This is a genomic window from Streptomyces sp. NBC_01198 (assembly GCF_036010485.1).
Taxonomy (GTDB): Bacteria; Actinomycetota; Actinomycetes; order Streptomycetales; family Streptomycetaceae; genus Actinacidiphila.
Map to the genome: position 1 here is coordinate 2624670 of NZ_CP108568.1, position 11652 is coordinate 2636321.

At 73.1% G+C, this 11652-nt stretch carries 6 protein-coding genes; 2 read left to right on the forward strand and 4 right to left on the reverse strand.

Annotated features, from left to right (window positions below):
• The first annotated feature begins 9 nt into the window (after positions 1–9).
• Both OG702_RS11630 and OG702_RS11635 read left to right on the forward strand, forming a co-directional pair.
• Complete coding sequence (locus tag OG702_RS11630; protein ID WP_327288795.1) at positions 10–1080, forward strand: HAMP domain-containing sensor histidine kinase; 1071 nt, start codon at positions 10–12, stop codon at positions 1078–1080.
• 216 nt (positions 1081–1296) lie between these two features.
• Entirely contained in the window at positions 1297–5151 is a 3855-nt protein-coding gene (locus OG702_RS11635) for a multifunctional oxoglutarate decarboxylase/oxoglutarate dehydrogenase thiamine pyrophosphate-binding subunit/dihydrolipoyllysine-residue succinyltransferase subunit (RefSeq protein WP_327288796.1), read from the forward strand.
• Positions 5152–5238: 87 nt separating this feature from the next.
• Here the strand turns inward: OG702_RS11635 and fxsT are convergent, their stop codons facing one another.
• The 4 genes from fxsT to fxsA form a co-directional block, all read right to left on the reverse strand.
• Positions 5239–8244 (reverse strand): FxSxx-COOH system tetratricopeptide repeat protein, encoded by a 3006-nt coding sequence (fxsT, locus tag OG702_RS11640; protein ID WP_327288797.1) that lies wholly within the window; start codon positions 8242–8244, stop codon positions 5239–5241.
• Positions 8245–8370: 126 nt separating this feature from the next.
• Entirely contained in the window at positions 8371–10011 is a 1641-nt protein-coding gene (locus tag OG702_RS11645; protein ID WP_327288798.1) for an aKG-HExxH-type peptide beta-hydroxylase, read from the reverse strand.
• Complete coding sequence (locus OG702_RS11650) at positions 10008–11213, reverse strand: FxsB family cyclophane-forming radical SAM/SPASM peptide maturase (RefSeq protein ID WP_327288799.1); 1206 nt, start codon at positions 11211–11213, stop codon at positions 10008–10010. Before OG702_RS11650 ends, OG702_RS11645 begins: the two co-directional genes overlap by 4 nt.
• A gap of 270 nt (positions 11214–11483) precedes the next feature.
• Positions 11484–11648, reverse strand: coding sequence for an FxSxx-COOH cyclophane-containing RiPP peptide (gene fxsA / locus OG702_RS11655; protein ID WP_327288800.1), 165 nt, complete (start codon positions 11646–11648; stop codon positions 11484–11486).
• Between the last annotated feature and the right edge of the window lie 4 nt (positions 11649–11652).

Sequence of the window (11652 nt, forward strand, 5' to 3'; positions counted from 1 at the left end):
TGTGCGCCGGTGAAACGCTGGTGGCGGTGGGTGTGGGCGGCACTGCGGCCGTGGGATCCCTACCGGTCGATCAAGGCGGCGCTGCAGGCGCTGGTGCTGGTGTCGGTGCTGATCACCACGGGGCTGGTGATCCTGGCGATCCACTCGGCGACCGAGCTGCGGGTCATCACCATCTTCTCGGCCATCGCCTCGCTGCTGATCACCCAGATCGTGGCGAACGGGCTGACCGCCCCGCTGCGGGAGATGACGGCGGTGGCGCGGGCGATGGCGGGCGGCGACTACAGCCGCCGGGTGGCCCGGGTGCGCAGGGACGAGGTCGGCGAGCTGGCCGAGACCTTCAACCGGATGGCCGCCGACCTGGCCGCCGCCGACCGGCACCGCAAGGAGCTGGTCGCGAACGTCTCGCACGAGCTGCGCACCCCGATCGCGGCGCTGCGCGCGGTGCTGGAGAACGTGGTGGACGGGGTGTCGGCCGCCGATCCGGAGACGATGCGGGTCGCGCTGCAGCAGACGGAGCGGCTCGGCAAGCTGGTCAGCCAGCTGCTCGACCTGTCGCGGCTGGACAGCGGGGCGACCCGGCTGGACGCCAAGCCGTTCGAGGTGTGGCCGTACCTGTCGGCGGTGCTGAAGACGGCGAGCCTGGGCATGGGCAGCACCGGTTCGCGCTCCCGGGCGCGGGCCGACGTCCCGCTGCACCTGGACGTGTCGCCCCTGGAACTGACGGCGTACGCCGACGGTGAGCGGCTGCACCAGGTGGTGGCCAACCTGGTGGACAACGCGGTCAAGCACAGCCCGCCCGGCGGCAGGGTCACCGTACGGGCGCGCGGCGGCATGGCGCCGGGCAGCCTGGAGATCGACGTGGTCGACGAGGGGCCGGGCATCCCGGAGGCCGACCGGGTCCGGGTCTTCGAGCGCTTCCACCGCGGCTCGCACCCGGGCGGCGACGGCGGTACGGGGCTGGGCCTGGCGATCGCCCGCTGGGCGGTGGATCTGCACGGCGGGCGGATAGAAGTGGCCGAATCTCCTCGCGGCTGCCGGATCCACGTCACCCTCCCGGGTGGGGTCGCGGCGGCGCCTTGACGCAGCGTGCTCGTGGTTCACGCAGCGCGTACGACGACTTCCGGCCGGAGAACCCTCAAGAGGGACCAATTTCCCGCCAGGAACTGCCCCGAAACCAGACTTCGGGTGTGACTTGCGCGACGACAGGGCCCCGGGCCTGCGGCGGAGGCTCCGGTAGGCGTAGCCTGTATTTCCGCTGTCCACCATCTTGTGAAGCGGAAGAGGGCGGTTACCGCCGTGTCGCCACAGTCCCCCAATAGCTCCAGTGTCACGACCGACCACGAAGCGCAGGGCGAAGGCCCCGCAGCGGGTTTCGGCCCGAACGAGTGGCTTGTCGATGAGATCTACCAGCAGTACCTCCAGGACCCGAACTCGGTAGACCGAGCCTGGTGGGACTTCTTCGCCGACTACAAGCCGGACGGCTCCGCCGCCACGGCGGCCCCCGCGGGCCAGGGCGGAGCATCGGGTGCCGCGGCACGCGCGACCTCCGCACCGGTGACTTCCGGCCAGCCCGTGCCGCCGCCCGCGGCCACCATTCCCGCGCCCCCGGCGCAGGCCCCCGCCGCCCCGGCGCCCGCGGCCCCCGCCGCGCAGGCCCCCGCGCCGGCCGCACCCGCCGCCGCGCAGCCCGCCGCCGCCCCTGCGGCCCCGGTGGCGCCCGCCGCCCCCGTCGCGCCCGCGCCGGTCGCGAAGGCGGCGCCTCCCGCCGCACCGGCCGCCGCGAACGAGACCGAGTTCGTGACGCTGCGCGGCCCCGCCGCGGCCGTGGCCAAGAACATGAGCGCGTCGCTCGAACTGCCGACGGCCACCTCGGTGCGCGCCATCCCGGTGAAGCTGCTGTTCGACAACCGCATCGTCATCAACAACCACCTCAAGCGCGCCCGCGGCGGCAAGGTCTCCTTCACGCACCTGATCGGCTACGCCATGGTGCAGGCGCTCAAGGCGATGCCGTCGATGAACCACTCCTTCGCGGTGAAGGACGGCAAGCCGACGCTGGTCAAGCCCGACCACGTCAACCTGGGCCTGGCCATCGACCTGGTCAAGCCCAACGGCGACCGCCAGCTGGTCGTCGCGGCCATCAAGAAGGCCGAGACGCTGAACTTCTTCGAGTTCTGGCAGGCCTACGAGGACATCGTCCGGCGGGCCAGGTCCGGCAAGCTCACCATGGACGACTTCCAGGGCGTCACGGCCTCGCTGACCAACCCCGGCGGCCTGGGCACCGTCCACTCGGTGCCGCGGCTGATGCCCGGCCAGAGCATGATCCTGGGCGTCGGCTCGATGGACTACCCAGCGGAGTTCCAGGGCACCTCGCAGGACACCCTGAACAAGCTGGGCATCTCCAAGGTCATGACGCTGACCAGCACCTACGACCACCGGGTGATCCAGGGCGCCGCCTCCGGCGAGTTCCTGCGGATCATGAACCAGCTGCTGCTCGGCGAGAACGACTTCTTCGACGACATCTTCGCCGCGCTGCGCATCCCGTACGAGCCGGTCCGGTGGCGTACGGACATCGACACCGCGCACGACGACGACGTCACCAAGGCCGCGCGGGTCTTCGAGCTGATCCACTCCTACCGGGTGCGCGGCCACGTGATGGCCGACACCGACCCGCTGGAGTACCGCCAGCGCAAGCACCCCGACCTGGACGTGCTTGAGCACGGGCTCACCCTGTGGGACCTGGAGCGGGAGTTCGCGGTCGGCGGTTTCGCCGGCAAGTCGCTGATGAAGCTGCGCGACATCCTGGGCGTGCTGCGCGACTCGTACTGCCGCACCGTCGGCGTGGAGTTCATGCACATCCAGGACCCCAAGCAGCGCAAGTGGATCCAGGACCGCATCGAGCGCCCGCACGCCAAGCCCGAGCGCGAGGAGCAGCTGCGCATCCTGCGCAGGCTGAACGCCGCCGAGGCCTTCGAGACCTTCCTGCAGACGAAGTACGTCGGCCAGAAGCGCTTCTCGCTGGAGGGCGGCGAGTCCGTCATCCCGCTGCTGGACGCGGTCATCGACGCGGCGGCCGAGTCCCGGCTCGACGAGGCCGTGATCGGCATGGCCCACCGCGGCCGGCTCAACGTGCTGGCGAACATCGTCGGCAAGTCGTACGCCCAGATCTTCCGCGAGTTCGAGGGCAACCTCGACCCGAAGTCGATGCACGGCTCCGGCGACGTCAAGTACCACCTGGGTGCGCAGGGCACCTTCACCGGCCTGGACGGCGAGCAGATCACCGTCTCGCTGGCCGCGAACCCCTCGCACCTCGAAGCGGTCGACCCGGTGCTCGAAGGCATCGCGCGGGCCAAGCAGGACATCATCAACAAGGCCGGCACGGACTTCACCGTCCTGCCGATCGCCCTGCACGGCGACGCGGCCTTCGCCGGCCAGGGCGTCGTCGCCGAGACGCTGAACATGTCGCAGCTGCGCGGCTACCGCACCGGCGGCACCGTGCACGTGGTGATCAACAACCAGGTCGGCTTCACCGCCGCCCCGGAGTCCGCGCGCTCGTCGATGTACGCCACCGACGTGGCCCGGATGATCGAGGCGCCGATCTTCCACGTGAACGGCGACGACCCGGAGGCCGTGGTCCGGGTGGCCCGGCTGGCCTTCGAGTACCGCCAGGCGTTCAACAAGGACGTCGTGATCGACCTCATCTGCTACCGCCGCCGCGGGCACAACGAGTCGGACAACCCGGCCTTCACCCAGCCGCTGATGTACGACCTGATCGACAAGAAGCGCTCGGTGCGCAAGCTCTACACCGAGTCGCTGATCGGCCGCGGCGACATCACCCTGGAAGAGGCCGAACAGGCCCTGCAGGACTACCAGGGACAGCTGGAGAAGGTCTTCACCGAGGTCCGCGAGGCCACCGCGGCGCCGGTCGAGCACGAGGCTTCCGGCTCGCAGTCGGAGTTCCCGGTCGCGATGCCGACCGCGGTCTCCTCCGAGGTCGTCAAGCGGATCGCCGCCTCCCAGGTCAACATCCCCGAGCACGTCACCGTCCACCCGCGGCTGCTGCCGCAGCTCCAGCGCCGGGCGGCGATGGTCGAGGACGGCACGATCGACTGGGGCATGGGCGAGACGCTGGCCATCGGCTCGCTGCTGCTTGAGGGCACCCCGGTCCGGCTGGCCGGCCAGGACTCCCGGCGCGGCACCTTCGGCCAGCGGCACGCGGTACTCATCGACCGTGAGACCGGCGAGGACTACACCCCGCTGCTCTACCTGTCGGAGGACCAGGCCCGCTACAACGTCTACGACTCGCTGCTCAGCGAGTACGCGGCGATGGGCTTCGAGTACGGCTACTCGCTGGCCCGCCCGGACGCGCTGGTGATGTGGGAGGCGCAGTTCGGCGACTTCGTCAACGGCGCCGCCACCATCGTCGACGAGTTCATCTCCTCGGCCGAGCAGAAGTGGGGCCAGACCTCCGGCGTCACGCTGCTGCTGCCGCACGGCTACGAGGGCCAGGGCCCGGACCACTCCTCGGCCCGCATCGAGCGCTTCCTCCAACTGTGCGCGCAGAACAACATGACGGTGGCGGTCCCGACCACCCCGGCGAACTACTTCCACCTGCTGCGCTGGCAGGTCCACAACCCGCACCACAAGCCGCTGATCGTCTTCACCCCGAAGTCGATGCTCCGGCTCAAGGCGGCGGCGTCCAAGGCCGAGGACTTCACCTCGGGCGGCTTCCAGCCGGTCATCGCCGACGAGTCGGTGCAGGCCGACGCGGTCCGCAAGGTCGTCTTCTGCTCCGGCAAGGTCTACTACGACCTCGTCGCCGAGCGGGAGCGCCGCGGGGCGAACGACGTGGCCTTCATCCGTATCGAGCGGCTCTACCCGCTGCCCGGTGTGGAGATCCAGGCGGCCATCGCCCCGTACACCAAGGCGCAGAAGTTCGTCTGGGCGCAGGACGAGCCGGCCAACCAGGGCGCCTGGCCGTTCATCGCCCTGAACCTGATCGACCACCTCGACCTGCTGCTCGGCGCGGCCCCCGACAACGCCGACCGGCTGCGCCGGGTGTCCCGCCCGTCGTCCTCCTCCCCCGCTGTCGGGTCGGCCAAGCGCCACCAGGCCCAGCAGGAGGAGCTGATCAACGAGGTCTTCGAGATCTGACGGCCTGACGCTCCCGCACGCGCACCGACGGCGGGTGGCCCGTACCTCTCCGGTACGGGCCACCCGCCGTTTCGCGGTGTGCGGCGGTCAGGAGGTGAAGGGCTCGAAGTCCCAGTAGGGGCGGGTCCTCGACCGGGCCGCGACGGTGTGCGGGTGCTGGGGGCCGAGGGTGCCGGTGAGGGCCGCCAGCGCCTCCTCCTCGATCTTGTCGGCCTCCTGGCGCTTGCGGAGGTTGCGCAGGTCGGTGGCCAGCGCGACCCGGCAGGACAGGGTCAGCGGGTGGTCCTTGCCGAGCGATCCTGCGGCCCGCTCCGCGGTGGTGCGGCTCAGCTCCGCGGCGCTCTCCGGGTCGCCGGCGAAGTTGCGGGCCCCGGTGGCGTTCAGGGCGCAGCCCAGCGTCCACGGGTGGTTCTCGCCGACCGCGCGGGTCATGGCGGTCAGCGAACTCTCGATCTCGATCTGCGACTGCTGGCGTTCACCGGCCGCCCGCAGCACCAGGCCGTGGTTGCCGAGCACACCGGCGGTGTACGGGTGGTGCTCGCCGAGCTTGTCGCGGTATTCGCGCAGCACGAACTCGCCGAGTTCGCGGGCCCGGTCGAGATCGCCGTGCTGGCGCTCGAAGGTGGAGAAGGTCACCGCGACCCGTACGGTCAGCGGGTCGAGGTCCCCGAGCACCCGCTCGCACCGCTCCAGCAGCCTGGCCAGCAGATTCGCCGCCCGCGGGCGGTCGCCGCCGCGGTGGTAGCACAGGGCGAGGTTGTGCTCGGCGCGCAGCGTCTGCGGGTTGTCGGCGCCCAGCACGGTCCGGTGGACCTCGCAGTTGCGCTCCTGGACCGAGGTGGCCTGCTCGTAGCGGCCCAGCAGCCGCAGGTCGTGGGCGAAGTGGTTCTCCGACGACAGCGTCCAGTTGTGCCGGTCGTGCAGCAGCTCGCGGCGGGCCTCCATGGTGTCCTGGTCGAGCTGCATCGCGTCCTGGTAGCGGCCCAGCAGCCGGTAGGTGATGGCGACGTTGTTCTGCGCGCTCAGGGTGCGGGAGTCCTGCGGGCCGACCAGTTCCGCGTAGCCGGCGCGCACGGTCTGGGACAGGTCGAGCGCCTCCTGGTAGTGGCCGAGGTTGCGCAGGTCGGCGGCGAGGCTGCCGGCCGCCCGCATGACCAGCAGGTCGCGGTCGCCGCGGTCGGCGACCAGCTGCTCGTAGGCGGCGCGGTCCAGGACCTCGGTGGCCGCGTAGTCGCCGGTGGCGCGCATCAGGTTGGCGCGGTGGTGGATCAGGTCCCACAGCCGCGGGTGGCCGGCGTCCAGCAGCCGGGGCCAGAACTCGGCCGCGGTCTCGGCGACCCGCAGCCCGACGCGGTACTCACCCGACAGGTACAGGTAGCGCAGGCAGTTGAGCACCATGACCTGGATCTCCGGGTTGGTGCTCTCCAGCGCGCCGGACGACGTCAGGTGCGGCACGATCTCGGCGTAGCGCGGCCACAGCCGGGTGTCGCTGGGGCGGCCGGGGTCGGCGGCGGCCAGGATCTTGCGGACCACCCGGGAGTAGACGTTCTGCTCGGCCTCGGGCATGTCGGCGCGGACCGCCTGGTAGACCAGCCGGTGCATCTGGACCACCTCGGTCGAGTCGACGGACTCGCCGGCCGTGGTCTCCTGCGGGTCGGACTGGATGACCGACCACTGGGCGAGCTTGCTGATCGCCGAGTTCCACAGCAGCGGGTCCTCCATCAGGCCGCCGAGCTGTTCCGGCACCTCGCGGATCGGCAGGTCCCGCAGCAGCCGCACCGGGATGGGCCCCGGCGCGAAGAAGACGCACAGCCGCAGCAGGTCGACCGCTTCCGGCTTGTCCTCGCGGAGCCGGTTGAGCAGTATCGAGAAGGCGGTGTAGTACGTCATCTGGAAGTCGGCGGCGACCTTGAGGCCCGGCTCGATGTCGGCGCCGTGCCGCAGGAGTTCGATGTAGTCGTCCACCGGGATGGCCGAGTCGTTCAGCGCCCCGGCGTTCTGGTCGAGGGCCAGCGCGAGGTCGCCGAGCGCCTCGGCCAGCTTGTTGGCGTCGGCCTCGTCCAGCCGGGGCGCGCGGCGGCGGACGAAGGCGACGGACTCGACGCGGTCGTAGACCGGGACCTCGATCAGCACGCTGTTGTGCTCGCCCCACTCGCGGTTCTGCGAGGTGATCAGCACGTGGCCGGGCCCGTTGGGCACCAGGTCGTGGATGTCGTCGGGCTGGTCGGCGCCGTCGAGGATCACCAGCCAGCGGCCGTACGGCTCGCCGCGGCGCAGCGCGTCCCTGACCGCGCGCAGCCGCTCGCCGTACTCCCGGCCGGTCACCAGGCCGAGCGCCGGGGCGAGTCCGGCCAGCTTCTCGCGCAGGGTGCCGCGCTCGGCGGCGCGGACCCACCAGACCACGTCGTATTCGGGTCCGAAGCGGTAGACGTACTCGGTGGCGATGTGGGTCTTGCCGACGCCCGACAGGCCGAAGAGGGTGACGACGCCCGCGCCGGGCTCGGCCTGCTGGAACTCCTGGTGCATCTCGCCCAGCAGTTCCTCGCGGCCGGTGAAGCGGGTGTTGCGGCGCGGCATGCCGCCCCACACGTCGGGCTGCTCCAGCGGGAAGCGGGGGCCGCCGCTGCCGCCGAAGGTGTCGCCGCTCGACCCGCGGGAGTGGCTGATGCCCAGCCGGGTCAGCAGCCGGCGCTCGGCCTCGGCGGCCCCCAGGCCCCACAGGTCTGCGGCGGCGAGCGAGGCGACGGCGCTGGGCAGCGCGGCCGGGGTCACCGAGACCGCGGCGAAGCGCTCGCTGTTCGGCGGGACGATCCGGCGCAGCGCGCCGTTCCACTCCTCGTGGGTCCGCGGGCCGAGCCGGAAGTACCACTCGGAGAGCACGATCAGCACCCGGCCCTCGGACAGCAGCAGGTCCCCGAGGGCCTCGTCGATGCTGGTCTCCGGGGTGACGTCGAGCCGCTGGAGCACCACCTGGATGCCGTATCTCTCCAGGCGGCTGGCGATCCAGGAGGCCCAGGCCCTGTTGTAACCAGCGAAGCTGATGGTCACCGGACCGCGTGCGATTGCCGCCGCGGTGCTGCGCCCTCCGGCCATAGGACCGTCTCCCTCGTGTACGTGCGGTGTCCCTGACGGAGCGACAGGTCGCCTGTGCCAGAAACTACACTGATTGATCCCCCGTTGACGTGCGGTCACGCGCGGTCGTGACGAGTTCCCCGCTGATCACGGCCGCCCCCGGCGCCAGATGACCCTGGCGGTCTCGACGTAGGCGGCGGCCCGCGCCAGGTGGCCGTCAGGGGGCCGCTCCTGCTTGAGTCCGGTGTGGTGCGCCGCCATCGCCGTGACCAGCGTGCGGCCCTGCGCGGTGAGGCGGCTGGAGCCGAGCAGCTGCGGCAGCGCGGCCTCCACCTGCTGGCGGCACCGGCAGTGGTCGGCCCAGGCGGCGTCCCTGACCGACGGCGAGGTGGCGCTGAGCGCCACGCCCAGGTGGAAGTCGGCCAGCCCCAGATGGGCGTACGCCCCCTGGAAGAGTCCGTCGAAGGGCCGCGGGTCGGGCCGCCAGGGCGCCCAGTAGCGGGGCAGGCTGTCCGCGGTGTGCAGCACGGTCAGGGCGGACAGCGCCAGCAGCCGGGCGTGCTGCAGCTCGTGGACCAGGGTGGTGGCCAGCTCCAGGCCGCTGAGCGGGGTGCTGCTGAGCAGCGCGCCGAAGGCGTCGCCACGGGTGGCGCTGCTGTGCGCGGTCGGCGAGCGGGTGAGCGGCACGAAGCAGGCGAGCAGCGCCCTGACCCCCTGGGCCCGCTCGCCGCCGAGCCGCAGCCACGGCTGGGCGTCCCGCCACGCGGTGCGCCAGCGGGCGTGCTGGCCGGGCCCCAGGGCCGGGGAGACGGTCAGACCGTACGGGTCGGACCGGCGCTGCTCGTCCCGGTACGGGTCGGCGTCGTCGATCAGCACCGGCCGCCCGTCGTCCCACAGCGCCCTGATGGGCCGCCACCCGGCCGCCGCCGACCGCCAGATCCCGTCGGGGCCGCGCCTGACCTCCACGGGGTGGCCTGCGGCCGGCGAACACCGGAAGGCGCCGGGGCCGCCCGTGGCCTTGGGCGGGGGGCCTGCGGCCGGCGGGCGCCCGAAGGCGCCGGGGCCCCCTGTGACCGCGGAGGGGGGGCCTGCGGCCGGCGGGCGCCCGAACCTGTCAGGGGCGCCCGTGGCCTCGGACGGAGGGTCTGCGACGCGGGAGCGCCCGAACCCGCCGTAGCCGCCGCCCGGGACCTCCGCCGGCGGTTCTGCGGCCGGCGGGCGCTGAAAGCCGTCAGGGCCGCCGCCCGCGATCTCCACCGTGGGGCCTGGGGTCGGCGCGGGTACGTGGAGCCACAGGCGTCTGCCGTCGCCGGTGACGCGCACCGTCGGGTGGCCGGGGGCGACCGCGCAGGCGCCGAGGGTGGGGAGCGTCAGCAGGCCGTCGCGTACGGGGACGTCGGCGGTGAAGCGGAGCCCCGCGCGGGCGGCGGCGGCCGCCGCGAGCGCCCCGAGGTGGGCCACGTCGGCGGCGGGGTGCTCGCTCGCGCCGGGCACGGTGAGGGCGCGCAGAGCGCGTTCGGCCCACGCCCCCGTCATCGGGTAGTGGACGACGCGGTGGGCGGCCGCCGGGTCGGCGCGTTCCGCCGCGGCCAGCAGGTGCCAGTCCGCCAGCACCCGGGCCGCCGCCTGCGGCGGCAGCACGGAGGGCGGCGCCTCGGCGACCGCGTCAAGCAGCGCGCGCAGCGTGAGCAGCCGGCGGCGGCGCTGCTGGGCGACCAGCAGGTCCAGGGCGCGGGCGTCCCCGCCGGTGCCGCCGATGGCGCGGAGCAGGTCGTCGGGCACGGTCACCGGACCGTCTCCGCGGCCGCGGGGACGCCGGCGCCGGCCGCGGCCGCGAGCCGGGCGCCGATATGGCGGATCAGGTGGGCCAGGTCGGCGCAGTAGACGGACCGGTTGCGGAAGCCGGAACCCGCCAGGTAGCGGTGGGCGTAGTGGCCGCCGCCGCACACGGTGACCAGCGGGCAGGCCCGGCACTCGGCGCCGAGCGCGGCCAGGCCCGCCTGGCGGGCGGCGACGCCCGGGTGGGCGAGCACCTGGTCGAAGCTGTGGCGGAAGACGTCGAGGCCGGTCGCGGCGGCGCCCTCGTAGGCGGACTTCAGCGAGTCGACCTGCTCGATGCTGCCGTCGGTCTCGACCACGACCGCGGTGAAGGGCTGCAGCCCGAGCCGTTCGGTGGCCGCGGGCACGCCGAGCAGCAGCGCCACGCACTCCTCGAAGAGCCGCACCCTGGTCTCCCGGCGGTCCGCCGCCCACCAGCGGTCGAAGACCGCCGTCAGCCAGCGGCCGTACGGCGCCGGGTCGCCGGGCGGCGCGGGCAGCCCCGGCGGGGGCACCGTCCAGTTGCCGTGCGGCAGCAGCAGGTCGATCGCGGGCGGCGCGAAGGCCAGCAGCGAGTCGTAGACGTCCACCGGGTCCTGCCGCAGGTCCACTACGCAGAGCACGCCGGCGTACGCCTCGGGCGCGGTCGCCGCGAGCAGGCGCAGCCCGGCTGCGGCGGCGGGCCACCCGGGGCGGCCCGCGTGGTCCACCCGGGCCGCGTTGTGGCCGGCCCGGCCGCCGTCGAGGCTGACGCCGACGCGGATACGCGCGTCGCGCAGCCGCTCGATGCCGTCCGCGGTGAGCAGGGTGCCGTTCGTCTGCACGCTGGCGTGCACGGTGGCCGGCACCGTCCGCCGCAGCCGCTCGACGTCGGCGGCGAGCCGGTCGGCGCCGGCCAGCAGCGGTTCGCCGCCGTGCAGCACGACGGCGATCTCGGGCAGCCGGTGCGCGCTGACGTGCTCGGCGATGCGGTGCGCGGTGTGCGCGGCGATCTCGGGGCTCACCGCCCTGGGGCGGTCGCGCCAGCCCTCGTCCTGGCCGGCGTAGAGGTAGCAGTACGTGCAGGCGAGGTTGCACCGGCTGTGGGTCTTGAGTATGAACTGGCGTATCGGGGCCGCGATGACGCTGTCGCTCTCGGTCCGCGGCACGGTACGCCGGCGCTGCTGCGCCATGTCGCCTCCCCGTGTTCCCGGCCGCCCCGTCGGCCCCACGGTTTTTCCCGCCCCCCCGCCCCCGGCAAACACCCGCCCCCGGTTTTGGCCGTAACCCTCCCCTCCCCCGCGCGTGCCGCTCCCGCGGCGGGGAGGTGATTGCCCCGCGCGGTGGCCCGCCGCCTGCCGCAAGTGACACCCGCCTGGGGGCGCGGGGAACTGCGCGCCCGGCCGCCGCGGCGGGAGAGGCGCAACGCCACCGCAAGTGGCAACCCGTTGGGCGCGGGCCGGCTACATCGAGTTGTCGAAGCCCCACAGCGCCTCGCCGCCGGGAGCGGCGACGCGTTCGCGCAGGTCGCTGACCAGCGCCGCGAGCACCGGGTGCTCGACCGTCCGCAGGGACTCCAGGTCGAGCTCCAGTACATCCAACGCGCCACCGCGCGCCTCTGCTTCCATCACG